The sequence below is a fragment of the Nonomuraea typhae genome (assembly GCF_009760925.1).
GTDB lineage: Bacteria > Actinomycetota > Actinomycetes > Streptosporangiales > Streptosporangiaceae > Nonomuraea > Nonomuraea typhae.
Map to the genome: position 1 here is coordinate 312457 of NZ_VRLV01000007.1, position 25016 is coordinate 337472.

The following is a 25016-nucleotide window of genomic DNA, read 5'->3' on the forward strand; positions in this document are numbered from 1 at the left end:
ATCCTGGGTTGTCGAGACGGCTACATCGTGCCGGACGGGGGGTTCGGGACATCCGAGCCAGGAGCCCGTGCCTCACGGCAGGCTCCATGTCCGGTGGAAGGCCAGCGTACTCCGCTGGTGCCGCCTTGGAGGCCCCGTCCAACTATCTGCGTGACTAGTTACATATGAACGGTTTTTACATTTCCTCGGGCCTGGCCGTTTGGACAAGCTCCGTGAGCATTCCTCCCACGTCCTTGGGGTGCAGAAACGCGATCGAGGAACCCATCGAGCCATGTCGGGGACGTTCGTCGAGCAGTCTGACGCCTTTCGCCCCGATTTGCTCCATTGCTCCGGCGACGTCGGGAACACCGAAGGCCACGTGGTGCACTCCCTCGCCCCGTTTGGCGAGGAACTTGCCCACCGGAGAGTCCGCGCTCAACGGCTCCAGGAGCTGGATGTACGACCCGCCGCCCTCGCCGTCCGCGACGTGCAGCATCGCCTCCTTGACGCCTTGCTCCTCGTTGACCTCCCGGGCCACGACCGTGAGGTCGAACAGGCCGGAGAAGAGCGCGATCTTCTCCTCCAGGTCGTTGCAGGCGATCCCGATGTGGTCGATTCGCAGGAACATATGTGGCCCACCTCCATAGCGGTCATCCGAGTGCCCGTGGGTATGGTGTCAAACGACCCCTCGTGTGCACAGGAGGACCCTGCCATGTCTGGTTCCGTCATCGTTGCCGGAGCTCGCACGCCGATCGGCAAATTGCTCGGCTCGCTATCCGGATTGTCCGCCGTTGACCTGGGCGGCCTCGTCATCAAGGCGGCGCTGGAGCGCTCCGGGGTCCGCCCCGACCAGGTGGAATACGTGATCATGGGCCAGGTGCTCCAGGCCGGCGCCGGCCAGATCCCCTCCCGCCAGGCCGCGGCCAAGGCCGGCATCCCGATGACCGTTCCCTCGCTGACCGTCAACAAGGTGTGCCTGTCGGGCCTGGACGCCATCGCGCTGGCCGACCAGCTCATCCGGGCCGGCGAGTTCGACATCGTGGTGGCCGGCGGCATGGAGTCGATGACGAACGCGCCGCACCTGCTGCCCGACCTGCGCAAGGGCGTCAAGTACGGCGGCGCCAAGATCGTGGACTCGATGGCCCACGACGGCCTGTTCTGCGCGTTCGACCAGGTGGCCATGGGCGAGTCCACCGAGCGGCACAACGCCCGCCTGGGCATCGGCAGGGAGGAGCAGGACGCCTTCTCCGCCCGCTCCCACCAGCTGGCCGCGGCCGGCATCAAGAACGGCACCTTCGACGACGAGATCGTCCCGGTGGAGATCCCGCAGCGGCGCGGCGAGCCGATCGTCTTCAAGGACGACGAGGGCGTGCGCGGCGACACGACCGTGGAGACGCTGGCCAAGCTGCGTCCCGCCTTCGCCGCGGACGGCACGATCACCGCGGGCTCGGCCTCCCAGATCTCCGACGGCGCCTGCGCGGTCGTGGTGATGTCCAAGGCCAAGGCCGAGGAACTGGGCCTGGAGTGGCTGGCCGAGATCGGCCGGCACGGCAACGTGGCCGGCCCGGACGCCTCACTGCAGTCGCAGCCGGCCAACGCCATCAAGCACGCCCTGGCCAAGCAGGGGCTGAGCGCCGGCGACCTGGACCTGGTGGAGATCAACGAGGCGTTCGCCAGCGTGGTGCTGCAGTCGGTGAAGGAACTCGGCATCCCGATGGACAAGGTGAACGTCAACGGCGGCGGCATCGCCGTCGGGCACCCGATCGGCGCCTCGGGCGCACGGATCGTCCTGGCGCTGGCCCACGAGCTCAAGCGCCGCGGCGGCGGCCTGGGCGCCGCCGGCCTGTGCGGCGGCGGTGGCCAGGGCGACGCGCTGATCATCCGCGTTCCCTAGGGGATGCGGGTCTTACCGTGGTTGGCCGCGCTCGCTGGCGCGGCCGCCACTCTCGCGCTGGTCGTGGCGCTGACCGCGGATCGGCTCGCCAAGACGCCGGGCGAGCTTCTCATGTCCGGCTGGCGGCCGGGGGATCCGGAGATCGGGGTCGTCTTCTGCCGCGAGGGCCAGGAGGGTTGCAGTACCACCAGCGACGCCCACCGCGATGCCGCGTGGGAGGCGATGGAGAAGACGGCCGGGGTCGGCTCGATCAGCGGTGCCGGGACGCACGGACCTGGCCGGGACCTTCAAGCCGACGGCCTGCTGGTGAGGCTGGCGCCGGGCGCGGACCGGGTGGCCGTCATGAAGGCGGCCGATGCCCTGCCCGGCATCCTCGAGGTCGTGGACCGGACCTGCGTGGACCGCGGCGTGTGGGCGCGGCTCACCGGCGCCCGCTGCGGCTTCGCGGACTAGGGAGGCAGTTTGGCCCGGCCGCGAGGGAGGTAGCGGCCGGGCCATCGTGCGGTGGTCATGCGGAGAGGAACTTGGCGAACAGCGAGCGGCGCTTGTGGCCCTTGCTCGCCTCCAGCGCCCGGCGGTGCTCGGCGGCGGCGCGGCGGAGTTCCTCGGCGTGGCTCTTCATCACTGCGTACTCGAGTTCGGCGTTCATCTGGGGTGTCTCCCTGTGGGTGCTGGTGTTTCCTTGCACTCTTAAGACTCCTCCTAAGGCCCGTCCCCCCACATCGGGCGGATGTCCTATCTGAGGACTCAGGGAGTACCTAGGCGAGCGCCTAAGGCTCGTCCGAGAACCGTACGGTCACCTTAGAGAAGCCCAGGGACTTGAGCAGGCCCTCCAGCATGAGCTTGGTGTTGGTGTCGGCGCGGGCGCGCAGATCGCTGGCCGTGGCCGCCTCGGCGATCTTCTTCTCCGCCAGGACGTAGAGTTCGCGCTGGTCAGCGGGGCTGGCCGAGAGGAAGTCCTGGACCCGGTCGAACAACCCGCGTTGCTGGGCGAAGACGTAGGAACGGTTGTTGTCCAGGTTGGGTTTCTCCAACTGGGCGCGGGGGAGCCTCAGGGTGACCTGGGTGCGGTCCTCGGAGACCGTGACCGCCTCCTTGGCCAGCCCGGTGAAGTCCACGTAGGCGTCGACGCTGCCCGCGCCGACGAAGAGCGTCCGGGTGCCCTTGATCGCGTCGGGCAGGAAGGCGGCGTCCTTCTGCAGGTCCACCACGACCTGGAAGCTGCCGGAGGCCGCCTCGAAGCGGCTCAGGTCGTGGATGGACTGCAGGAGCACCGGCTGGCTGCGGTCGATGGTCTGCTCGCCCAGGGGGTTCCACCACGTCCAGGCCAGGCGCCCGCCGACGATGAGCAGGGCCGCCAGGACGAGGAACCCGGCGAGATATCGCCACCCGCGCCGCCGCGTCAGGGGAGTTGTCGTCATGCGGGCACTACTACCCGCACGACGATCATCAGTGCCAGCTTTGCGGTGACATTCCTGTCGGATAAACCGGATAGATCGGTGTCGGCGAGGTGGGCGTGGCGCCGGCGGCCTGGCCGCCGCCGAAGTGGGTGCCCGACAGCTTGCACGACTGGAACTCGTTGAAGAACATGCGCAGCCACTCGCGCCGCTGCGGCTCGCTCAGCCCGGAGAACCACGCGGCCGCGTACTGGTGCTCGGGCAGCGGCCCGCCCGGCAGCGGCTCGCCGCGCAGCCATGCCATGACGATGTCGCGGTAGCCGTCGGCCGGCGTGCCGGTGCACCGGGCCGCCAGCGACTCGACGTACTCGTAGGCGGCCTCGTCGGCGAAGCCCGCGGACAGGTCGGGCACGTGGATGGCGGCCAGCCCCGAGGCGGGCTTGACCGGGTCGCCGATCGGCCGCTGCTCGACCCGGGTGAAGGCGGCGGGCGTGCCCGACAGCCGGGAGGCGATCTTGGTGAACGTGGCGCCCAGCTCGGTCAGCCCGCTGCGCATCCCCGGATGGACGCAGACCGTGATCGGCCACTCCTGGCAGCTGTAGGCGATCGCCTGCGCCGCCGCCGGCTGGGGGTCGGTGAGCAGCCGCGCCACCCCCGTCCCCGCGGCGAGTACGGCCAGCAGCGCGCAGGCCAGCACGAGCGCCTGCCTGGTCACCAGCGCCGCCCAGCCGAGCAGCAGCGCCGCGGTGATGCCGAGCAGCCAGAGCGTCTGGTCGAGGAAGGCGGCTCCGCTGAGCCCCTGGAACAGGTCGTACGGCTTGCCGGTGCCGGGAGCCAGCTTGTCGGCCCAGCTCCGCCCCTCGGCCAGCCAGGTGAACAGCCCGTAGCAGGCGATCCCGGCGATGGGCGGCATGACGGGGTGGGGCAGCACCCATCCGGCCACCCAGCCGATCACGGAGTAGAGCGCCAGCCCGGCCATGCCCATGCCCAGCCCGGCGAGGCTGAGCCGGCCGGACTGCTCGGTCAGGACCGTCTTGATCGCCAGCACCAGCACGGTCGCGGCGAACGAGCCGAGCACGACCATGACGATGGCCAGCGGCGCCTTGAGCAGCCGCCAGGTGGACAGCGAACGCCCGCGCAGCGCACGCCGCTTGCGCAGCGCCACCCACGCGGCGAAGGCCGCGGCCACCGGGCCGGTCAGCCGGAGCGAGCCGATCATCGCGACCACGATGTTCTCCCAGGCGTCGACGCCCGGGATGAGCACGCTCCAGGCAGCCATGAGCCCCAGAGCGAGCAGGACCGCGACGGTGATCGCGGCGCTGTGCTTCAGCTCCTCGCGCGTGACGCCCGCGTGCTCACGCACGGAAATCCCCGTTGACGTACATCAAGCACCCCCCGTGCCCCTGTGGCGCAGCGGAGCGATCGTCTCCGGGCCGTCCCCACGGCTGCTTCCGGATTTTGCGCTCCCCGTCACCTTCCGTGCGAGAACCATAACTGAGCGTGATGATTGACGGCGGCGTTCTTGGTCAAGCTTTGTGAGCCCGGCTCCGCTACGTAATCAGACGAACCAGCGCTAACGTAGCGCTGTGCCACAGCCGAAGTCGCTCAACCTGCCGTTCGATCCCATCGAACGCGCCGCCGAGACCTGGCGTGTTCACTTCGGGCCCTCTTCCGCCATGGCCGCCGTTACGTCGATCATGAGAGCGCACCAGATCCTCCTGTCGCAACTTGACTCGCTCCTGAAGCCCTACGACTTGACCTTCGCCAGGTACGAGGCATTGGTGTTGTTGACCTTCAGCAGAACCGGCGCCCTCCCGCTGTCGAAGATCGGCGAGCGGCTCATGGTCCACCCCACGAGCGTCACCAACACCGTCGACAGGCTGGAGAAGTCCGGCCTGGTCACCCGCATGCCGAACCCGCGCGACGGCCGCGGCGTGCTGGCCGAGATCACCGAGGCCGGCCGCGAGGCCGTCCGCCTGGCCACCGCCGACCTCATGGCCGCCGAGTTCGGGCTGGAGATGTACGGCGAAGCCGAGCTCACGACCATGTTCGACCAGCTGCGCACACTGAGGGTGGCGGCCGGTGACTTCCGTGCCTGACGGTCGCGCCCGCCTCGGCCCCCGTTGGCTCCTTCGTCGCTCTCTCCGGCCGGGCTCCTGCACTTCGCACCCCTGCCATACGGCAAGATGAGGAGCATGGCGGACTTCTCTAGGCCCGGGTCGCTTCACGGAGCTATCGACCTGGGTGCGCGTAAGCAAGCACTGGAGGCGCAGGCCAAGCGGGAGGCCGCGGGTCCCCAGGCCGCGTCGGCGTCGGTGGTCGACGTCACCGAGGCGACGTTCACCGGCGATGTCATCGAACGGTCGATGACCGTCCCGGTCATCCTCGACCTGTGGTCGCCCCGGGCGCCGGGCAGCGCCCAGCTCAGCCCGGTGCTGGAAAAGGTGGTCGCCGGCATGGGCGGCCGGGCCGTACTCGCGAAGGTGAACGTGGACGCCAGCCCGCAGATCGCGCAGGCGCTGCGCGTGCAGGCGGTGCCGACGGTGCTGGCGATCTTCCAGGGCCAGGCGGTGACCGGCTTCCAGCAGGTGCTGCCCGAGGCGGAGATCCAGCGCTGGCTGGATGAGCTGATGGGTGCGGTCGAGCAGTTCTACGAGGCCAACCCCGACGTCCGGCCGCAGCTGCAGGACGACGCCGCCGAGCCGGCGCCGGGGCCGGTCCTCGACCCCGATCTGGTCGCGGCCGAGGAGGCGATCGACAAGGGTGACCTCGACGCGGCCGTGGCCGCCTACGAGCGGCTGCTGGCCCGGGTGCCGGGCAACGAGGACGCCAAGATGGGCCTGGCCGGGGTGGGGCTGATCCAGCGCACGATGGCGGCCGACCCGGCCGAGATCCAGCGCAGGACGCAGGACCCGGCCGACCTGGAGGCCCAGCTGCTGGCCGCCGACCTGGAGATGCTGAACGGCGCGGTGGACGAGGCGTTCGCGCGGCTGGTGGGCGTGGTCAAGCGGACCTCCGGCGACGAGCGCGACGCCGTCCGCAAGCACCTGCTCGGTCTCTTCGACGCGCTTCCCGCCGACGACCCGTCCCTGGTCAAGGCACGCAGGGCGCTGGCGAACGCACTGTTCTGAGGCTTACCCTGGAGGTGTGCGAGTCGTCACGATTTCGGCGACGTACGGCACGGCCGGCCACCTGATAGGTCTGGCCGTGGCCGAACGGCTCGGCGTGCCCTTCGTCGATCGGGCGATCCCCAGCGCCGTGGCGCAGGAGCTGGGGTGCTCGCTCGAGGAGGCGCTGGCCCACGACGACCGCGCGGAGCGCGGCCTGGGCAGGCTGCTGTCCGGGGCGATGCGGCTGCCGACGGTCACGTTCGGCGGCGTGGACATGTACGTACCCGGGGCGCTGCCGCTGGCGCCCGAGGAGTTCGTGCGCCGGACCGAGCGCATGATGAAGGAGATCGCCCGCGACCGGGGCGGGGTCTTCCTGGGCCGCGCGGGCGCGGTGGTGCTGGCCGAGTATCCGGGCGCGCTGCACGTGCGCCTGGACGCGCCGATGAAACGCCGGATCACGCAGACGGCCACCCTCTCGGGGATCCCCGAGAAGGAGGCGCGCCGCGTGATCGAGGACAACGACCGGGCCCGCACCGCCTACGTGCGGCACTTCTACCGTGCGGACCCGGCCGATCCGGCCCACTATCACCTGTTCGTGGACAGCACCACGATCCCGGTGCCGGCCTGCGTGGAACTGGTCGTCACCGCGGCCGGTGCCCTGAGCTGACGTCCAGCCGGTCGTCGCGGCAGTTCCGGGGCGCGAGGACCGGGTTGCAGCGGGCGACGGCGCCGCCCGGCAGTTCGCCCACGTACTCCGAGCCGTTGCGCGCCGACAGGCCGATGACCGGGAAGTCGGTGCTGATCATCTGGGCGCCGCTGGCCAGGGCGGCGTTCAGCCGGGTGGTGTCGCCCGAGCGGGCCTCGGTGAAGGGCACGTCGGAGCGGGTGCGCACGTAGTAGCCCTTGCGGACGAACTCCTGGATCTGGGCGGTGTTGGCGCCCAGCGGGTCGTTCCAGCCGATGAAGGCGGCGTCGGGGCGGCCCGGGCGGGAGTTGGTGAACAGCACCCGGCCCTCCAGGTTCGGCCGGTCCTTCAGGTAGTGGGCCTGGAGGGCGGGGTCCTGGTTGTCCATGAAGAACATGACCTTGCCACGGGAGCGGTTGAGGTGCGGCCAGCCGTACCTGAGGACCGACTCCTCGAGCGTGCTGCCGCGCCTGCGGACGGTGTCGGGCGTGATGAGCCGCTCGCCGGGGAAGACCGAGCGGATCTCCGCGTCCAGGGCGTCCAGCAGCGCCGTGTCCCACGGCGGGCTCTTGGCGCCGCCCATGGCCTCCTTGGCAGGGTCGGTGCGCTTGAGCTCGGTGAGGATCGTGATCGGCACGTGGCCGGGGTTGGCGTCGGACCACTGCTTGACCTGGCGCAGGCACTTGACCAGGGTCGAGCAGTTGCTGGCGTAGTCGTGGTCGCCCCAGTGGAGCACCTTGAAGCCGGGTTTGGCCAGGTCGGGGTCGGTCAGCGGGGGCAGGCCCGCGTCGCGGCGGACCAGCGGGCTGGTGTAGAGGCCGCCCTGCGGGTCGGGGAAGACGTCGAGTTCGATGCCGCGCACGTTCTGGCGGGCGAACTGGTTGGGGATGGCGGTGTGGGAGTACTGCAGGTTCCACCAGTTGCGGTCGGTCCTGCGCTGGACGTCCTTCTCCTCGTCGGTCAGCTCCAGGTGGTAGCTGTTGTGCGTCGCCATCGTCTGGACGTGGTTGATGCGGAGGGTGTTGCCGTCGGCGCCGGCGGGGGCCGCTGGGGTCAGCAGCGCCAGCGTGGTGGCGGCGAGAAGGGCGGGGGTGCGCAAGTGGTGCTCCTCGTGCTGGGGATACGGGACGACCCTTAAGTGACTAGATGAACGTTCCGTAGCAACATTTCCTGATCTACGGCGAAATATCCGAAAACTCCGGTGGTGGGATCGTCCACTCGCAAGAAGTGGCACCATTGAAGGCACTCTTGGTCAGGCCCTGAAGGAGCGGATGACGTGGCGACCGTCCCGAGTGTGTCGTACTCCATCACTGTGCGGCTGGAGGTGCCCGCAGGCGGCAAGGCCGTCAGCCTGCTCACCCACGCCGTAGAGTCCGCCGGCGGTGTGGTCACCGCCCTCGACGTCAACACCGCGGGCCACGACAAGCTCCGCATCGACGTCACCTGCGCCGCCCGTGACACCGACCACGCCCAGGCCATCGTCGACCAGCTCGAGGCCGTCGAAGGCGTCGTCATCCACAAGGTCTCCGACCGCACCTTCCTCATGCACCTCGGCGGCAAGATCGAGATGAAGTCGAAGGTGCCGCTGCGCAACCGCGACGAGCTCTCCATGGCCTACACGCCCGGCGTCGCCCGCGTCTCGATGGCCATCGCGCGCAACAAGGAAGACGCCCGCCGCCTGACCATCAAGCGCAACACCGTCGCCGTGGTCACCGACGGCTCGGCCGTGCTCGGCCTCGGCAACATCGGCCCCGAGGCCGCGCTGCCGGTCATGGAGGGCAAGGCCGCGCTGTTCAAACGCTTCGCCGGCATCGACGCCTGGCCCATCTGCCTCGACACCCAGGACGTCGACGAGATCGTCAGGACCGTCCAGGTGATCGCCCCCGGGTTCGGCGGCATCAACCTGGAGGACATCTCCGCGCCGCGCTGCTTCGAGGTCGAGCGCCGCCTGCGCGAGCTGCTCGACATCCCCGTCTTCCACGACGACCAGCACGGCACCGCCATCTGCGTGCTCGCCGCGCTGACCAACGCCCTGCGGGTGGTCGGCAAGGACATCGCCGACGTCAGGATCACCATGGCCGGGGCCGGCGCCGCGGGCAACGCCGTCCTGCGCCTGCTGCTGGCCGCCGGGGCGCGCAGCGTCATCGTGTGCGACTACCTCGGCGCCGTGCACCGTGGCCGCGACGACCTCGACGAGTCGCTGCGCTGGATCGCCGAGCACACCAACACCGAGGGCTACTCCGGCGACCTGCGCGGCGCGGTCAAGGGCGCCGACGTCTTCGTGGGCGTCTCCGCCCCGGGCATCCTGACCGGCGACGACATCGCCACCATGGCCGACGACGCGGTCGTCTTCGCCCTGGCCAACCCGGAGCCCGAGGTCCAGCCTGACGACGCCCGCGAGCACGCCGCCGTCGTGGCCACCGGCCGCTCCGACTACCCCAACCAGATCAACAACGTCCTGGCCTTCCCCGGCGTCTTCCGCGGCCTGCTCGACGCGCAGGCCGGCGGGGTCACCCAGGAGATGCTGCTGGCCGCCGCCGGGGCCCTGGCCGCCGTGGTGACGCCGGAGGAGCTCGGCCCGAACTACATCGTCCCGAGCGTGTTCCACCCCGACGTGGCCACCGCCGTCGCCGCCGCCGTGCGCGAGTCGGCCGGGGGCCGGGCCAGAGGCTTCACGGAGGCGTAAAGCCAGAGGTGAAAGGGGCCCGCACGCATGTTCCCGGTCATGCGTGCGGGCCCTACGTCGCGCGGGTCCGGCCTCGCGCGGGGAGATGGTCAGAAGTCGACGGTGACCGTATTTGAGATGATCTTGAACGGCCGGCCGGTCGACGGGTCGAAGACCGTGACGATCGCGTGGATGTCGTCCGGGCCGTCCTGGGGGTTCAGCCTGGCGCAGGCGGGCCTGAAGAGCGTGGTGTAGTCCCCGGTCGCCACCGTCGAGAAGGGTCCTTCGCGGAGCAGTTCCTTGACGTCGGAGCTGAACAGGCGCACGTCCGTGATGTTCTTCGGCTCCGTCGCGCCCACGTGGGCGTGGCCCTTGACGCGGACGAAGCACGTGACGTCGGTGACATTGCCGATCACGAGGAAGGCGAGGTTCGGATCGGCGCTCGCCGGGGCGGTGAAGGCGGTGGAGGCCAGGGTGGCGCCTGCCACGAGGGCGGCCAGCGAGGTACTCGGGCGCATGATCTCTCCTCTTTCGCGGTCCTGTTGCCCTTGAGGCGTTCCGCGCCGTTCCCACCCGTTCCACTCAGGCGTGGGACCTCAGCGGGTGGGACGTCAGCGGGTGGGACGTCAGCGGGTGGGACGTCAGCGGGTGGGACGTCAGCGGGTGGGACGGATGAACGCGGCGGCCAGCGCGAGGGCGGCGTTGACGAGGACGGCGACGATCACGCCCTGCAGGACCGTGCCCATGGCGGCGGTGGCGATGGCGCTCATGACCGGGATGCCCATCGTGATGCCGACCTGCTGGGTCATCGTCGCCAGGCCGGTGGCCAGGCCCTGCTCGGAGTCGGGCAGGCCGGAGGTGGCCGTCACCATGAAGCCGACGATCGCCACCATGTTGCCGACGCCGCCGATGAACGTGGCGGCCAGCAGCAACCAGATCCAGCCCTGGGAGGCGCCCAGCAGCCCGAGAGACGCGGTCGCCCCAGCCTGTACGGCGAAGCCCGCCAGCAGGGCGCCCCGGTTGCCGAGGCGGGACAGGACCTTGGGCGCGATCACGCCGCCGAGCACGGTGCCGATGCCGAGCACGCCGAAGGCCAGGCCGGTGGCGAGCGCCGAGTAGCCGAGCACCTTCTGCAGGTAGAGGGTGAGCAGGAAGACCAGCGAGGTCTCGGTGGCGAAGGCGAGCAGGCCGGCGAGGTTGCCCCACTTGACGCTGGGCCGCGCCAGGACGCCGACCGGCACGAGCGGATGCGCCGCCCGGCGCTCGACGAACCAGAACGCCACCAGCAGCGCCAGGCCGGCCGCCAGAGCGCCGAGCCCGAGCAGGTCGGCGAAGCCGTGCTCACCCGCCCTGGTCAGGCCGAACACCAGCGCCAGCAGCCCGAGGGTGACGGTGATCGCGCCGGGGACGTCCATCTTGGGGCGCGCGTCGTTGCGGCTCTCGGCCAGGACGGCGGGCGCGGCCACGAGTACGGCGAGCGCGACGGGCACGTTGATGAAGAAGGCCCAGCGCCAGCTCAGCAACTCGGTCAGCAGCCCGCCCAGGATCGCGCCGGAGGTGAACCCGGCCGACATCAGCGCCCCGTTGAGCCCGAGCGCCCGCTCGCGCAGCGGTCCTTCGCGGAAGGAGGTGGTCAACAGGGACAGCCCGGCCGGGGTGACGATGGCCGTGGCCAGGCCCTGGGCGACGCGGGCGATCAGCAGCATGCCGGGGGAGGTGGCCAGGCCGCCGGCCAGCGAGGAGACCCCGAGCAGCGCCATCCCGGCCAGGAAGAGCCGGCGCCGGCCGAACAGGTCGGCGATGCGGCCGGCCAGCAGCGTGAACCCGGCCGCCGCCAGGGCGAACGTGGTGGCCACCCACTGCAGGTCGGCCAGGGCGAAGCCGAGTCCGGAGCCGATGACGGGCAGGGCCACGTTCAGGATGGAGAAGTCGACGGCCAGCATGAACTGGGAGCCGAGCAGCAGCACGAGGATCAGCTTCTGCCGGGCGGTCATCCGGGCGGGCGCGTGGGCGGCCCGTTCCGCGAGTACAGTCATCACAACCCCTTAATGGGTATTCCGTTCCGTTAAGATAGTGATGACGGTAACACACTGAGGAGCACTAATGGAACAGCAGTCCCGTTTGGCCGGAACGGTCCGCCCCGGCGGACGGACCGCAAAGGTCCGCGCAGCCGTCCTGGAGGCAACCCAGGACGAGCTGGTGGAGTGCGGTTTCCACGGCCTGAACATGGACCGCGTGGCCGCCAGGGCCGGGGTCGGCAAGACGACCCTCTACCGCCGCTGGACCAACCCGGCCGGCCTGGTCGCCGACCTCATGAACGAACTGGCCGACGTCTCGGCCCCGCACGCCGACACCGGCAGCATCGAAGGCGACCTGCTCGCCAACGCGCACAACGTCCTGGGCGCCGTCACCGACCCGCGCCTGGGCGCCACCTTCCAGGCCGTCATCGCCGCCGCCACCGGCGACGAGGAGGCCGCCGCGGCCCTGAACGCCTTCTACGGGCGCAGGCTCCGGGACTGGGCCCCGGTCGTGGAGGCGGCGGTGGGCAGAGGGGAGCTGCCCGAGGGCACCGACGCCCTGGAGGTGATCCGAGCGGTGTCGGCACCGCTGTACTACCGGCTGCTGGTCACCAAGGAGCCACTGGACGAGCAGACCGCGGACCGGGCCGCCATCGCAGCCCTGAAGGCCGCCCAGGCAGGCGCGTTCATCCCTTAGGCAAGGCCCTTCGGGCAACACGCCCTTCGGGCAACACGCCCTTCGGGCAACACGCCCTTCGGGCAACACGCCCTTCGGGCAACACGCCCTTCGGGCAACACGCCCTTCGGGCAACACGCCCTTCGGGCAACACGCCCTCCGGGTGGACTCCGGAGGGCCGTTGGGATGGCTGGGCCGTACCTCAGGTCACTCGCCGGGGCGGCGGTAGGTCTGGCGGGGCCAGATGGAGCCGTACCACCAGACGATGCCGCCGGTCAGGACCAGGCCGCCGGCCGTGGCGAGTTTGCCCATGAAGTCGGCGGGCGGGCCGGTGAAGGGGAGGTCGTCGTCGCAGTCGTCGTCCCAGGGGCGGTCGTCGCAGTCCTCGTCGTCATCGTCCCACCGGTCGCGGTCCCACGGGCGGTCGCGGTCCCATCGGTCGCGGTCCCAGGGGCGGTCGCGGTCCCAGCCGCCGCCGCCTCGGCAGTCGTTCTGCACCTCGTCGCGGGAGACGAGCTTGTCGCGCGAGTCCTGGGTCGTGTAGTAGGTCTCGATCTCGACGTTGCGATAGGGGCCGAGTTTGATGCGCTTGGTGTAGTTCCGGCGGGCTTCCAGGGTGCCGGTGTCCACGGTCTCGTCGTCGCGCTTGATGATGAAGTCCGTCTGGTAGTCGCTGACGCTGCGTAGCCGTACCTCCACCGAACGGCTGCCGCAGCTCGGCTTGTAGACGTGGACGGAGAACGGTGCGTCCGGCGATGGCCGCTCGTGCGTCTCGTTGGCGTGGGCGGCACTGGCGAGGAGCAATGCGCCCAATGGGGCCGCCAGTGCTGCCAGTGTGAGGCGGGTGCCAATGGTCATAGCTTCCCCCAGCATGATGATCTTTGCTACCTACAGTGCCCATTTAGTAGCTCTGAGTAACATCAGTAACCCGGGGCAGCGGGATGGGGTACTCCTCCCTCATGATGGAGGTATGGCGGACGCGATCTACGTGGGCGGGTTGTTGGTGGCGACTCCGCGCCTTGACGACCCGAACTTCCGGCGTAGCGTCGTGCTGATCCTGGAACATGACCTCGACGGCGGCACGCTGGGTGTGGTGCTGAACCGGCCGAGCGACGTCTCGGTGACGCAGGTGCTACCCGTCTGGGACCCGCTCGTGACCGGTCCGTCGGTGTTGTTCGAGGGCGGTCCGGTGCAGACGGACAGCGCGCTGGCGCTGGCGGCGGTGCCGAGCGGGCAGGAGCCTCTGGGGTGGCGGCGGCTGCATGCGGGGACGCCGTCGGTCTCGCGGCTCGGGACGGTGGATCTGGACGCGCCGCCCGAGATCCTTCAGGGGGAGATCGCGCAGATGCGGATCTTCGCCGGCTATGCGGGGTGGAGTGTCGGGCAACTGGAGACGGAGATCTCCGAGGGGCATTGGTACGTCGTGGACTCCGAGGTGGGCGACACCTTCCACGACGATCCCGGGTCGTTGTGGCGGCGGGTGCTCCGGCGGCAGCCGGGGGAGTTGGCGTTCGTGGCGACCTGCCCGGACGACCCCACGATGAACTAGGCGTCCCAGCCGGGGCGCAGTGAGCGTTCGGCCAGTTCCAGCACCTGTTCCATGCGGCTGACCATGCTGGGCAGGTCGACGGGCTCCACGGGGCACTCGAAGCCGACCCGCATGGTGGCCATGGCCCAGGCCACGATCAGTGCGGAGAGGGGGTCGGCCGGGTCGACGCCGCGGCGGCCGGCGATGACCTCGGTGAGGCGGCGCTCGGTCGCGGTGCCGCGGGCGACGGACTTGCCGACCAGGGCGGGGTTGGCGTCGAAAACCTTTCGCAGTTTCAGGAACCGTTCGGTATCTTCCGGCGTTGTTCCCTGCATGTCCTGAATGACCGCACGCAACGCGTGCACCATCGCGGTGAACGCCGGTTCGTCCGCCGGACGGCTGTCGAGCGCCTCCTGCATCGTCTCTTCGCCCTGCTCGTGGAACCACAGGGGGACGTGGTCCTTGGTGGGGAAGTAGCGGAAGAAGGTGCGGGGGGAGATGTCGACGGCCCCCGCTATCTGCTCGACCGTCGTGGCGTCGTACCCTTGTTCGAGGAACAGGTCGAGCGCCGCGTCGAGAAGCGCGAGGCGCGTCTTCTCCTTCTTGCGTTCGCGCAGTCCCACTGCCGTCCACTCCCTCGACACGTTGCTGTCACACTATGACACAAGTCATAGTGTGCCGATTAAAAGCGGTTTGTCATCTGTCATCGTATGACATAAGTTACCTGAGTCTTAGGTTACTTATGCCCCGGTTAGGGGTGGCTAGCGCTAGGGGGACTCGTATGGCGGCTCACGCGAAGACGACGGTGGAACCACCGCCGTCTGCGGAGGCGAACGACGTAAGCGGGGGGAATCCGTGGCTGACGCTGCTCGCGGTCTGTCTGGGCGTCATCATGGTGATGCTCGACGGCACCGTCATGGGCATCGCGGCACCGGTGATGGGCGCTGAGCTCAAGGCGACGCTCTCCGACATGCAGTGGGTGACCAACGGTTACCTGCTCGCGCTGGCGGTCTTCTTGATCACCGCGGGCAAGCTGGGTGACATTTACGGGCACAAGCGGGTGTTCCTGGTCGGTGTGGCCGGTTTCGCGATCTCGTCGGCGGCCATCGCGCTCAGCGGCTCGGTCCTCATGTTGATCATTTTCCGGGTGCTCCAGGGTCTGTTCGGCGCCCTGCTGCAGCCGGCCGCGCTCGCGCTGCTGCGCTCCGCCTTCCCCAAGGACAAGCTGAACCAGGCCATGGGCGCCTGGGGTGCGATCATCGGCCTGTCCAGTGCCGCCGGGCCCATTCTCGGCGGTCTGCTCGTGGAGAACGTGAGCTGGCAGTCGGTCTTCTACATCAACATCCCGGTCGGCATCATCGCCCTGATCATGGGCATCATGATCATCAAGGACCGTCGCTCCAGCACGCTGTCCAGGATCGACTGGCCGGGCGTGGTCGTGCTGTCCGGCATGATGTTCTCGCTGGTCTGGACGATCATCAAGGCGCCCGAGTGGGGCTGGACCGACGCCAAGACCCTGCTCTTCGGTGCGGCCTTCGTGGTCCTGGCCGCCACCTTCATCTGGTGGCAGAGCAAGGCCAAGCAGCCGCTGGTGCCGCTGTCGCTGTTCAAGAACCCGTCCATCTCCATCGGCACCGTGCTGATGATGATGGTGGCCTTCGCGATGTTCGGCGCCATGTTCTTCCTGGGCTTCTTCTTCCAGGGCGTGCACGGCCTGACCCCGCTCGAGGCCGGTCTGCGCATGCTGCCCATGAGCGCCGGCATGATCGTGGCCTCGCCGCTGGCGGCCATGGCCATCGGCAAGCTCGGCCCGAAGATCACCATGGCCGTCGGCCTGCTGATCACCGCGGTCGCGATGTTCCTGATGTCGCAGCTCAGCATGGACGCCTCGTTCATCGAGAGCGGCCTGCCGTTCCTGATCCTGGCCTTCGGCCTGTCGCCGGTCTTCGTCGGCGCCACCGAGATCATCGTCGGCAACGCGCCGATGGAGCTGGCCGGCGCCGCCGGCGGCATCCAGCAGTCGGCCATGCAGGTCGGCGGCGCGCTGGGCACCGCGATCCTCGGCGCGGTCATGGCCGGCACCATCTCCGACAAGCTGACCGGCTACCTCGGCCCCGTGGCGGCCGGGATGGAGCAGCAGGCTCCCGGCGCGGTCGCGGGGCTGGAGAAGGCGGCGGCGTTCGGCACCGTGCCGCCCGAGGTGGCGCAGAAGATCCCGGACCCGAGCGTCCTTCAGGTGATCACCGACGCCGTGCACCGCGCCTTCATGGACGGCATGCACACCGCGTTCACGGTCAGCACGATCGTCGCGGTCATCACCGCGGGCCTCGCGCTGTTCGTCCGCTCCGGCCGCAAGGTCGAGGGCGAGCCGGTCCACATCGGCTGATCCCCTCGTTTCCGGTACGGCTCCCGCCTCACCAGGCGGGAGCCGTACTGCTATGCGGGGGTGATGACCAGGTCCAGGCGGCCGGAGGTCTTGGTGGTGACCGTCAGGATGCGTTTGCCGGCGTCCCAGGAGGCGGTGCCGAGGGACGCCTTGCCGCCCTTGGGGAACGTGGCGGCGGGCAGGTAGATCTCGGTCGGGCCGGTCTCGTTGGCGTCGAAGGTGATCGTCAGCTTGACCGCCTTCTCGTCCCAGGCGACCCGCACCGGCACGCCGCCCACCGCCCTCGGGTACGGCCGGGCGTAGACGCCGACCAGCGGGCCGGGTTTGCCCTTGTCGTAGGGGCCCCAGGAGCCGGGGTCGCGTGACCAGTAGGCCCGGCCCATGGCGTTCTCGTCGGTCAGGTCCAGGATGCGCTCGACCAGGTCGGTGGCGCCCGGCCGGGTCATGTCCAGGCCGAACTCGCCCAGCAGGATCGGCGCCTTCATCCGCTCGGCGGTGCGCAGGACGTTCTCGCGCCACCAGCCGAGCGTCCGGTCGGTCCACTCCCTGGAGCCGGCGGTGTAGTCGTCGCCCAGGTCCAGGGGGAGCGGGTAGAGGTGCGGGGCGAACGCGATGCGCGCCGGGCCGCCGCGCGGGTCGTCGAAGTACGGCAGCGCCGAGGGCAGCCCCCAGTTCACCCCGACCGCCTGCGGCTCCAGGAAGATCCAGCTGTCGGGGTCGACGCTGCGGATCTCGGCGATGGTCTTGCGGTACAGGGTCGCCAGGGGGCCGGTCTCGAACGCGGCGCCCTGCACCGATCCGCCCCAGGGTTCGTTCATGAGGTCGTAGCCGATGACCGCTGGGTCGTCCTTGAACCGGTCGGCGACGGCCTTCCACGCCCTGGCGTACCGGTCCATGAGGCCGGGGTGGTCGCCGGTGGTGTTCCAGAAGTTGTCGAAGGCGCGGATGACGCCGGGCTCCAGGTAGTACAGCTCCCACATGGGCTGGTCGGTGGCGACGGGCAGGCCGTCCATGAAGGTCGCCCATTGGGGGGCGCCGTTGCCGGCGACCTTGGAGGGGGTGATGCCGTTGCCCCACAGGTCCTGGTGCATGTCGAGCATGACGTGGTAGCCGCGGCTGCGGTACCAGGCGATGCGCTCAGCCACCTTGTCCAGATATTTCGTGTCATATGCGCCGGGGGACGGCTCGACGGCCCGCCACTGCAGGAGGAAGCGGACGAAGTTCGTGCCCATGTCCTGGTACTCGCGTTCGACATCGGCCTCGCTCAGCTCCGGCAGGCCGTCGGGCGTGCTCTTGGCGCTGCTGGCGGTGTTGAACCCGTGCAGGATCAGCGCCCGCCCGTCGTCGTCGGTGACGTATCGCCCCGCGGGCTGCGGCGCGCCCCTGCTCGCCGCGGCCACGCCTCCTCCCGCCAGTACGGCCAGCACCACGGCACCTGCGACCCACCGCAATCGCTTCATTCTCGTCCAGCTCCGGGCTTGGGAGGGGATTCCCCGCTTCGAGGGTCTTCCGCCAGAATCTTGGTGCCCGCTAGCCTGCCGAACATGAGCTTTGGTCGCAATAGCCTGCCGGTGATCGTCACCGCCCTGCTGACCCTGGCCTTCGGGCTGTTCGGGGGCACACTGGTGACCCGGGTGGGCTATCTGGCCGTCCCGTCCGCCGTCGGCCTGCCGTACGGGCTGCCCGGTCTGCGGGTGAGCCCGGTGGGTGAGACGTCCTGGCTCCTCCTGCTCGCCGACGTCGGCGCGGCGCTCGTGCTCATCGCCGTGGTGGTCGCGACGCGGCGCGGGTTCTGGGCCACCTGGGGGTCCTTCGTCCTTGGATCCGTGCTGGCCGGGCTGCTGCGGGTGGCCGTTTCCGCGACCGTGGCCGCGGCCGGGACGGGCGCGTACTGGGGCTTTCTGGCCGGTGGGCTCGTGGCCGGGCTGCTCTGGGGGATCGCCCTGGGCTGGGCCGCCGGGCTGGCCGCGGTGCCGCGCCGCAGGGCCGTACGCGCCGTCCAGGATGAGAGGCGCTTGCCCACGGGCATAAACTCGATGGGGTGAGCACGAAGATCCTCCCTGAGCAGAAAACCACGCCGCAGACCTCCCACGGGGAGGGCGACCACGAGCGGTTCGCGCATTATGCCGACAAGCACAAGATCACTGAGAGCATGGTGACCGGCACGCCGATCCGCGCGCTGTGCGGCAAGGTGTGGGTGCCCAGCCGCGATCCCAAGAAGTACCCGGTCTGCCCGGAGTGCAAGGAGATCTACGAAGGGCTGCCCCAGGGTGGCGGAGAAGGCGACGACAAGCAGTGAGTGTTGATCACGGGTGATCACCCCCGGTAAGGCTACGGTCGGGATGTTCGACCAGCTCATGCCGTATCGGGGGAGTGCATGGCCCGGCGCCCGTCCGCCGTCCTTTTGGTGTGCCTGCTCATGGCCGTGCCACCGCTCGACAGCCGCCCAGGCGCCGCGTCCTGCCTGCGCGCCGCCGTACCTCTGCAGGACGGAGCCCGCGGGCCCGAGCTGCGCGAGCCCGAGCCGGGGCAGGTGCGGAAGGTGCTCGCCGAGATCGGCGAGCGGGCAGGCGCCGCCGGGGACACCGCCGCGATCACGGTCTCGACCTGGGTGCACGTGCTCACCGACGGGCGCAGGAGGGCGCCCGACGAGGCCGTGCGCGCCCAGATCGACACCCTCAACGCCGCGTACGGCGGGCGGTTCGGCGGCGTGGACACCGGCGTGCGCTTCCACCTCGACGGCATCACGCTGACGCGGCACGCCGACTGGTTCGGCGACCCGCTGGGGCACGAGCAGGCCATGAAGAACCGGTTGCGCAAGGGCGGCGTGCAGACGCTCAACCTGTACGTCGGCCAGCTCAGCGAACTGGTGCTGGGGTTTTCCACCTATCCGTTCTGGTATGCGGGCAGCCCGCAGCTGGACGGCGTCGTCATCGACTGGCGCAGCCTGCCCGGGGGCGCGTTGCGGAACTTCGACCGCGGGTTCACCGGCGTGCACGAGATCGGGCACTGGCTCGGGTTGTTCCACACCTTCGAGAACGGCTGCGAGGCGCCCGGGGACGGAGTGGACGACACGCCGCCGGAGGGGCTGCCGACCGAGGGGTGCCCGGCGAGCAAGGACACGTGCCCGCTGGGGGCGGCCGATCCGATCCACAACTTCATGGACTACGGCCACGATCGGTGCATGCGGGAGTTCACTCCCGGTCAGGCGGCCAGGATGCACGAGATGTGGGCCGCTTACCGGGCTCCGCAGTAGGGCTGGGCTTACGCGAAGGCGAGGAGCGAGAGGGTCAGGCCGGCGACGGCCAGGAGGGCGGCCGCGCGGCTGCCGCCGGCCCGCCAGGTGGCCAGGCCGGTGAGGAATCCGCCGAGGCCGAACAGCAGCCCGACGAGCCCGGCGATGAGGCTGAAGGGGCCGGGCACGTAGCCGGCGGCCGTCCAGCCGCCCGGGGCGAGGGTCCAGACGGGGCCCGCGGCCAGGCCGGTCAGCCCGGCGAGCAGCGAACCGCCGCTCAGCAGGAGCCCCGGCTCGGCCTGCTCAGGTTCAGTGGAAGATCGCATGCACTCCATCTTCGCTGGTCGCCGGGTGGAGGCTGCTAAGCCGGGGTTACTTTGAAGTGAAAAATGGCGACTTCTAGGATGTGGGGGTGACAGCACCGAAGACCCTCGACGCCCCATACAACCAACCACGCATCTTTGGCCCCGCCTATCGCACGGCCACCCTTGGCATCCTGCTCGTCGCCACACTCATCGCTTTCGAGGGCATGTCCGTCGGTGTCGTCATGCCGAAGGTCTCGATCGACCTGAAGGCGGAGACGCTCTACGGCATCAGCTTCTCCGCCTTCCTCATCGCCAGCCTGTTCGCCAATGTGGTCTCCGGTCTCTGGTCGGACCGGCGCGGCTACACGACACCGTTCCTGACCGGTGTGGTGTTGTTCGTGGCCGGGATGGCGCTGGCGGGGGCGGCGGTCAACAAGGAGATGTTCATCGTGGCCCGCGCCGTCCAGGGACTCGGGGCCGGGACCACGATCGTGGCGCTGTTCGTGATGATCGCCCGGGTCTATCCGGCCGAGGTGCGCCCCAAGGTCTTCGCCGGGCTGTCGGCCGCCTGGGTGGTGCCCGCCATGGTCGGCCCCGCGATCGCCGGTTTCGTCGGCGACCGGTTCGGCTGGCAGTGGGTCTTCTACGGCATCATCCCCCTCGTCGTACCGGCCCTGGTCATGCTCATCCCCGCCCTGAACAGGAAGCCCACCGAGGAAGCCGCCCCCTCGACCGGGCCGCGGTCCCGGCCGGGCGCGATGGCCGTGGCCGCCACCTGCGCCGCGGTGGGGGCGGGCCTGCTGCTGGCCGGCATCCAGTCCGGTAAGGTCCTCCCGCTGCTGGTCGGCGGGGCGGGCCTGGTGGCGCTGGTCTACGGTCTGTACCGGCTGCTCCCGCCCGGCGCCCTGAGGTTCGTCCGCGGGCTGCCCACGACGGTCATGATGCGCGGGCTGTTCTCCGCCGCCTTCTTCGGGGTCAACGCCTTCATCCCGCTGGCGTTGCAGCGGGTGAAGGACTTCGACACCACCGCCGCCGGCATCGCCCTCACCACCGGCGCGCTCGGCTGGTCCTTCGGCTCCTACCTGCAGAGCAGGCGTGAAGCCCCCGCCCACAAGCGGATCCGGCTCGGGGCGGCGTGCGTGATGGCGGGGGTCCTGCTGACGATTCCGTCGGTGCTGCCCGGGGTGTCCGGGTGGGTCGCGGTGCCCGCCTGGATCGTGGCCGGATTCGGGATGGGCATCGGGATGACGACGGTGAGCGTGACGGCGCTGAAGCAGTCGCCGGTGAACGAGCAGGGGGCGAACTCGGCCGCCCTGTCGGTCACGGACATGCTGGGCTCGGCGCTGACGATCGGCATCGGGGGCGCGCTGGTGAACATGATCGGCCACGCGCCGGGGGAGATCGCTACAGGATTTATCGTGATTTCTGCCCTTATGGCGGCCATCTCCCTCGCCGCCACCCTCCTCGCCTTCCGCACCGCGCGTTAATCCTCGCCATCGTTCAGGCTTTTGTACGGCGAGGCTTTCGTACGGCGAGGCTTTCGTACGGACAGGCTTTTGTACGGCGTAGCCCCCTGAGCACCTCCCGCCGACGTGGGTCGCGCCCGATCGTCGGGCGCTTCTCACGTCGGACGTGGCTCTCGCCGCCACAAGCCCCCCTTGACCACCCCAGGCTCCCCGGGATTGACCCAAGCTCCTGGGACTGACCAGCGGTGGCGTGCCCACATACGCCTGGGGTCCTGTCAAGAGAGCCTGGGCGAAAGGGTATGTGCGGCCGCTGGCGGAATGAGCGCCTCTGTTGCCGGGTAAGGAGCCATCGTGCCCACGAAGGCCAGGCGTGCCCCGCCGTACCCCTCAAACGGCTAACTCTCCCCTCGCGTCCCTGTGCACGCGGATCGGCGGACGGAGGAGTGACAGGGCAGCGGGACGAGGAGGTGCCATGGACGACGATCACCGTGTCTGGCCGCCCGAGGCGCCACGCCGTACTCCTCGCTCCGGAGACGGCGGCGAATCCGGTGAGGCGCAGGGAAAGCCCTACGAGCCCTTCGCGAAGCGCCGCACCGCGCCCTACGAGTCGTTCCGGACGCACCCCTACGAGCAGCCGTCCGGGGCACGAGGCATGCCCTTCGGGGCGCCGCCGCAGGAGACGCTCAGAACGGGCCAGGGCCCCAAGGCGCCGGTTCAGGACTCCAATGCGCCGAGCCAGGAGCCCTATGCGCCGGGCCAGGGCCCCAATGCGCCGGGCCAGGAGTCCTATGCGCTGGGTCGGGATGACCGGTACGCGTCCTTCGGGACGAGCCCGCGGGACGAGCCCGGCGTGGATGACGACCAGCCGTGGAACCCGGAGCTCAGGCGGACCGCGGCCCGGGGCGCCGAGCGGGTGCCGTGGGAGTCGCTGCCGCCCTCCGCGCGCCACTACGGGACGCCGGCCCGGCCGAGGACGGTCAGGCGGGTACGGCGGTGGGCGGGGCCGTTGCTGGCGCTCGTGGTGGCCGGCGGGCTGGTGCTGGGGCTGGCGACCGTGGTGTTCAGGTTCACGGCCTCCCGGCCGGTCGAGGGGCGGCTGGTGGACGCGGCCGCGCGGGTGACGATCGTGTTGCCCACCGGGTGGCGCGAGGGCAGCCTGGCGCCGGTGACCGGGTTCACCTCGGTGGCGCGGTCCGGGAACGGGCTGGTCATGGCGCGAGCCGTACCCGAGCCGGGAAAGGGCGCGCGGGTGGCGGCGACCGAGGCGGCACATCTGTACTCGCGGCTGCTGCTCAAAGGCGACACCGTGGATGTCGTCGACGATCGGGTGATGCCCAACGGGCATACGCGAGCGCTCATGGCGGAATATCGTGATGTGGTCAATCGCCCGGCCTATCTGCGGGTGACTCTTCTCACTCGCCCGGGACGCCCGGTTCTGCTGGTCGGACTGCTCCAACCTGCGGATACCGCCTCGATCCAGGCGCTTGACGCGGTGATGGCGAGCGTGCGATAAGCCGCGTGACACCCAATAGCACGCAAGGATGAGCTTGGCCAGGATCCAGGTTCTACGGCACGTCTTGTCGGTGGCCCCGATTACTCTTGGGTCACTGTGAGAGAGCGAAGCACACGAACCCCAGGGGTGATGCCCGTGCTCGAGCGCAGCGAGGGCACCAGTGAACACAGCGCGCGGTGCTCGTCGTTCGCCGAGGGCAGCGAGGCCGGGCGATGAGCACGTTCGCCGCATCCCATCTGTCACCCTCCTACCCCGACAGGGCAGCATGGGGCACCGCGCCCAAGCTGAGGGCCTGGCAGCAGGAGGCTTTCGACCTCTACTTCCGGCGTGAGCCGCGTGACTTCCTCACGGTGGCGACGCCGGGCGCGGGCAAGACGACCTACGCCCTGCGCATCGCCAGCGAGCTGATCGCCGCCGGTGTGATCCGGGCCATCACCATCGTCACGCCCACCGAGCACCTCAAGCGCCAGTGGGCCGACGCCGCCGGCCGGGTCGGCATCAACATCGACCCCGAGTTCAAGAACAGCCAGGGCGCCACCTCCCGCGACTACATCGGCGTCGCGGTCACCTACGCCCAGGTCGCCATGCACCCGGCGCTCCACCGCGCCCGCACCGAAGCGCGCAAGACGCTGATCATCTTCGACGAGGTGCACCACGCGGGCGACGCCAAGTCCTGGGGCGACGGCATCCGCGAGGCTTTCGAGCCCGCCACCCGGCGCCTGCAGCTCACCGGCACCCCGTTCCGCTCCGACGACAGCCCCATCCCCTTCGTCGAGTACGCAGAAGACGAAGAGGGCTTCAAGCGCAGCGTCTCCGACTACTCCTACGGCTACGGCCCCGCCCTCAACGACGGCGTCGTGCGCCCGGTCATCTTCCTGGCCTACTCGGGCGAGATGAAGTGGCGCACCCGGGCCGGCGACGAGATCGCCGCCACCCTCGGCACCCCGCTCACCAAGGACCAGCTCTCACAGGCATGGCGAGCCGCCCTCGACCCCAAGGGCGACTGGATCCGCCAGGTCATGCAGGCCGCCGACCGCCGCCTGACCGAGGTACGGCGGGGCGTCCCCGACGCCGGCGGCCTGGTCATCGCCACCGACCACGAGGCCGCCCGCGCCTACGCCCGCCACCTGCGCGCCATCACCGGCGAGGGCGCCACGGTGGTCCTGTCGGACGACCCGGGCGCCTCCAAGAAGATCAAGCAGTTCGCCGCCTCCGAGGACCGCTGGCTGGTCGCGGTCCGCATGGTCTCGGAAGGCGTCGACATCCCCCGCCTGTGCGTGGGCGTCTACGCCACCTCGACCTCGACCCCGCTCTTCTTCGCCCAGGCCGTCGGCCGTTTCGTGCGCGCCCGCAAGCGCGGCGAGATGGCCTCGGTCTTCCTGCCCTCGGTGCCGACCCTCATGGGGCTGGCCAACGAGATGGAGGTCGAGCGCGACCACGTCCTCAACAAGCGCCCGCCGGAGGACGGCCTCGACGACTCCCTGCTGGAACAGGCCAACCGCAAAAAGGACAACCCCGACGTCCTCGGCGACGAACTGCCCTTCGAGACCATGGAGACGTCGGCCACCTTCGACCGCGTGCTGTTCGACGGCGGCGAGTTCGGCACCGGCGCCGAAGTCGGCTCCGCGGAGGAAGAGGACTTCCTCGGACTGCCCGGCCTGCTCGAACCCGACCAGGTCGCGACCCTGCTCCGCAAACGCCAGTCCGAGCAGCAGGCCGCCAGAAACAAGAAAGCCGAGACCACCCGCCCCGCCCTGGCCCCCCACGAGCAGATCGCCGAACTCCGCCGAGAACTCAACGGCCTCGTCGGCGCCTGGAACCACCGCACCGGCCAGCCCCACGGCGTCATCCACAACGAACTCCGCCGCGCCTGCGGCGGCCCACCCATCGCCCAGGCCACGACGGAACAGATCCAGGAACGCATCGACAAGATCCGCTCCTGGGCCACCCAGCGCCGCTAACCCTCCCAGGGGTACGGCCCAGCCGCCTTCACCCTGGAGTACGGCCTCCCCTGGGTGTGGCCGGCTACGAGGGCGCTTGTGGAGCCGCAGGGCACAAGAACAGTGGCCGGGCACGAGGCACCCTCAGAGCGGCCGAGCGCGAGGGAACAGAGCGGCCGGGCATGAGGGCGCTCGTGGCGTGGCCTGTCGGGGCCACGG

General features: G+C 70.0%; 26 protein-coding genes. 15 read left to right on the top strand and 11 right to left on the bottom strand.

The genetic code is table 11. From position 1 onward, the window contains the following. Window positions 1-175: 175 nt before the first annotated feature. Window positions 176-607, bottom strand: a complete 432-nt coding sequence (gene mce, locus FVE25_RS27365; protein WP_157249937.1) for a methylmalonyl-CoA epimerase — start codon at window positions 605-607, stop codon at window positions 176-178. Window positions 608-691: 84 nt separating this feature from the next. Here mce and FVE25_RS27370 point away from each other — a divergent pair, with 84 nt between their 5' ends. After that, complete coding sequence (locus FVE25_RS27370) at window positions 692-1873, top strand: acetyl-CoA C-acetyltransferase (protein ID WP_157249938.1); 1182 nt, start codon at window positions 692-694, stop codon at window positions 1871-1873. A gap of 21 nt (window positions 1874-1894) precedes the next feature. Next, window positions 1895-2326, top strand: a complete 432-nt coding sequence (locus FVE25_RS27375) for a hypothetical protein (protein ID WP_157249939.1) — start codon at window positions 1895-1897, stop codon at window positions 2324-2326. A gap of 55 nt (window positions 2327-2381) precedes the next feature. Here the strand turns inward: FVE25_RS27375 and FVE25_RS53965 are convergent, their stop codons facing one another. The 3 genes from FVE25_RS53965 to FVE25_RS27385 all read right to left on the bottom strand — a co-directional run bounded on the left by FVE25_RS53965 (window position 2382) and on the right by FVE25_RS27385 (window position 4633). Beyond that, complete coding sequence (locus tag FVE25_RS53965; RefSeq protein WP_181019730.1) at window positions 2382-2522, bottom strand: hypothetical protein; 141 nt, start codon at window positions 2520-2522, stop codon at window positions 2382-2384. A gap of 121 nt (window positions 2523-2643) precedes the next feature. Next, on the bottom strand, window positions 2644-3294 hold the full coding sequence (locus FVE25_RS27380) for a DUF4230 domain-containing protein (RefSeq protein WP_157249940.1): 651 nt from the start codon (window positions 3292-3294) through the stop codon (window positions 2644-2646). A 28-nt stretch (window positions 3295-3322) separates the two neighbouring features. Then, the gene (locus tag FVE25_RS27385) at window positions 3323-4633 is read right to left on the bottom strand and encodes a hypothetical protein (protein WP_157249941.1); all 1311 of its coding nucleotides are present in this window, start codon (window positions 4631-4633) and stop codon (window positions 3323-3325) included. Window positions 4634-4856: 223 nt separating this feature from the next. Here FVE25_RS27385 and FVE25_RS27390 point away from each other — a divergent pair, with 223 nt between their 5' ends. From FVE25_RS27390 to FVE25_RS27400, 3 genes are all read left to right on the top strand, one after another. Then, the gene (locus FVE25_RS27390) at window positions 4857-5369 is read left to right on the top strand and encodes a MarR family winged helix-turn-helix transcriptional regulator (RefSeq protein ID WP_157249942.1); all 513 of its coding nucleotides are present in this window, start codon (window positions 4857-4859) and stop codon (window positions 5367-5369) included. 96 nt (window positions 5370-5465) lie between these two features. Next, window positions 5466-6401: a tetratricopeptide repeat protein gene (locus tag FVE25_RS27395; RefSeq protein WP_157249943.1), complete on the top strand. Its 936-nt coding sequence runs from the start codon at window positions 5466-5468 to the stop codon at window positions 6399-6401. A gap of 16 nt (window positions 6402-6417) precedes the next feature. Beyond that, entirely contained in the window at window positions 6418-7047 is a 630-nt protein-coding gene (locus FVE25_RS27400) for a cytidylate kinase-like family protein (protein ID WP_157249944.1), read from the top strand. On the opposite strand, the gene FVE25_RS27405 is transcribed toward FVE25_RS27400, so the two are convergent. After that, complete coding sequence (locus FVE25_RS27405) at window positions 7022-8164, bottom strand: phosphatidylinositol-specific phospholipase C1-like protein (RefSeq protein WP_246267518.1); 1143 nt, start codon at window positions 8162-8164, stop codon at window positions 7022-7024. The two genes, FVE25_RS27400 and FVE25_RS27405, sit on opposite strands and share 26 nt — an antisense overlap. A gap of 177 nt (window positions 8165-8341) precedes the next feature. Between FVE25_RS27405 and FVE25_RS27410 the strand changes: the two genes are divergently transcribed. Beyond that, window positions 8342-9751 (top strand): NAD-dependent malic enzyme, encoded by a 1410-nt coding sequence (locus FVE25_RS27410; RefSeq protein WP_157249946.1) that lies wholly within the window; start codon window positions 8342-8344, stop codon window positions 9749-9751. 89 nt (window positions 9752-9840) lie between these two features. On the opposite strand, the gene FVE25_RS27415 is transcribed toward FVE25_RS27410, so the two are convergent. Further along, on the bottom strand, window positions 9841-10248 hold the full coding sequence (locus FVE25_RS27415) for a hypothetical protein (RefSeq protein WP_157249947.1): 408 nt from the start codon (window positions 10246-10248) through the stop codon (window positions 9841-9843). A gap of 138 nt (window positions 10249-10386) precedes the next feature. Continuing rightward, on the bottom strand, window positions 10387-11766 hold the full coding sequence (locus FVE25_RS27420; RefSeq protein ID WP_157249948.1) for an MFS transporter: 1380 nt from the start codon (window positions 11764-11766) through the stop codon (window positions 10387-10389). A 67-nt stretch (window positions 11767-11833) separates the two neighbouring features. On the opposite strand from FVE25_RS27420, the gene FVE25_RS27425 reads away from it, so the two are divergent. After that, complete coding sequence (locus FVE25_RS27425; protein ID WP_157249949.1) at window positions 11834-12445, top strand: TetR/AcrR family transcriptional regulator; 612 nt, start codon at window positions 11834-11836, stop codon at window positions 12443-12445. Window positions 12446-12631: 186 nt separating this feature from the next. Here FVE25_RS27425 and FVE25_RS27430 read toward each other — a convergent pair whose 3' ends face one another. Then, window positions 12632-13282 (bottom strand): hypothetical protein, encoded by a 651-nt coding sequence (locus FVE25_RS27430; RefSeq protein WP_157249950.1) that lies wholly within the window; start codon window positions 13280-13282, stop codon window positions 12632-12634. Window positions 13283-13394: 112 nt separating this feature from the next. Between FVE25_RS27430 and FVE25_RS27435 the strand changes: the two genes are divergently transcribed. After that, window positions 13395-13973: a YqgE/AlgH family protein gene (locus FVE25_RS27435; RefSeq protein WP_157249951.1), complete on the top strand. Its 579-nt coding sequence runs from the start codon at window positions 13395-13397 to the stop codon at window positions 13971-13973. Here the strand turns inward: FVE25_RS27435 and FVE25_RS27440 are convergent. After that, window positions 13970-14575, bottom strand: a complete 606-nt coding sequence (locus tag FVE25_RS27440; protein WP_181019731.1) for a TetR family transcriptional regulator — start codon at window positions 14573-14575, stop codon at window positions 13970-13972. The two genes, FVE25_RS27435 and FVE25_RS27440, sit on opposite strands and share 4 nt — an antisense overlap. Window positions 14576-14733: 158 nt before the next feature. Here FVE25_RS27440 and FVE25_RS27445 point away from each other — a divergent pair, with 158 nt between their 5' ends. Continuing rightward, window positions 14734-16338: an MFS transporter gene (locus tag FVE25_RS27445; protein ID WP_157249953.1), complete on the top strand. Its 1605-nt coding sequence runs from the start codon at window positions 14734-14736 to the stop codon at window positions 16336-16338. 50 nt (window positions 16339-16388) lie between these two features. On the opposite strand, the gene FVE25_RS27450 is transcribed toward FVE25_RS27445, so the two are convergent. Beyond that, window positions 16389-17798, bottom strand: a complete 1410-nt coding sequence (locus FVE25_RS27450; protein WP_157249954.1) for a cellulase family glycosylhydrolase — start codon at window positions 17796-17798, stop codon at window positions 16389-16391. 84 nt (window positions 17799-17882) lie between these two features. On the opposite strand from FVE25_RS27450, the gene FVE25_RS27455 reads away from it, so the two are divergent. The 3 genes from FVE25_RS27455 (at window position 17883) to FVE25_RS27465 (ending at window position 19594) form a co-directional block, all read left to right on the top strand. Beyond that, window positions 17883-18383, top strand: coding sequence for a hypothetical protein (locus FVE25_RS27455; RefSeq protein ID WP_157249955.1), 501 nt, complete (start codon window positions 17883-17885; stop codon window positions 18381-18383). Beyond that, the gene (locus tag FVE25_RS27460) at window positions 18380-18637 is read left to right on the top strand and encodes a DUF3039 domain-containing protein (protein ID WP_157249956.1); all 258 of its coding nucleotides are present in this window, start codon (window positions 18380-18382) and stop codon (window positions 18635-18637) included. Before FVE25_RS27455 ends, FVE25_RS27460 begins: the two co-directional genes overlap by 4 nt. 78 nt (window positions 18638-18715) lie before the next feature. Further along, entirely contained in the window at window positions 18716-19594 is an 879-nt protein-coding gene (locus tag FVE25_RS27465; RefSeq protein WP_157249957.1) for a zinc metalloprotease, read from the top strand. Between the two features lie 8 nt (window positions 19595-19602). Here FVE25_RS27465 and FVE25_RS27470 read toward each other — a convergent pair whose 3' ends face one another. Continuing rightward, window positions 19603-19899 carry a hypothetical protein gene (locus FVE25_RS27470; protein ID WP_157249958.1) on the bottom strand — a complete coding sequence of 99 codons (297 nt, stop codon included), beginning with the start codon at window positions 19897-19899 and terminating at the stop codon, window positions 19603-19605. A gap of 86 nt (window positions 19900-19985) precedes the next feature. Here FVE25_RS27470 and FVE25_RS27475 point away from each other — a divergent pair, with 86 nt between their 5' ends. From FVE25_RS27475 to FVE25_RS27485, 3 genes are all read left to right on the top strand, one after another. Continuing rightward, window positions 19986-21365: an MFS transporter gene (locus FVE25_RS27475; protein ID WP_246267520.1), complete on the top strand. Its 1380-nt coding sequence runs from the start codon at window positions 19986-19988 to the stop codon at window positions 21363-21365. Window positions 21366-21816: 451 nt separating this feature from the next. Further along, window positions 21817-22857, top strand: a complete 1041-nt coding sequence (locus tag FVE25_RS27480) for a hypothetical protein (RefSeq protein WP_157249960.1) — start codon at window positions 21817-21819, stop codon at window positions 22855-22857. A 212-nt stretch (window positions 22858-23069) separates the two neighbouring features. Then, window positions 23070-24818, top strand: coding sequence for a DEAD/DEAH box helicase (locus FVE25_RS27485; RefSeq protein WP_157249961.1), 1749 nt, complete (start codon window positions 23070-23072; stop codon window positions 24816-24818). Window positions 24819-25016 lie beyond the last annotated feature (198 nt).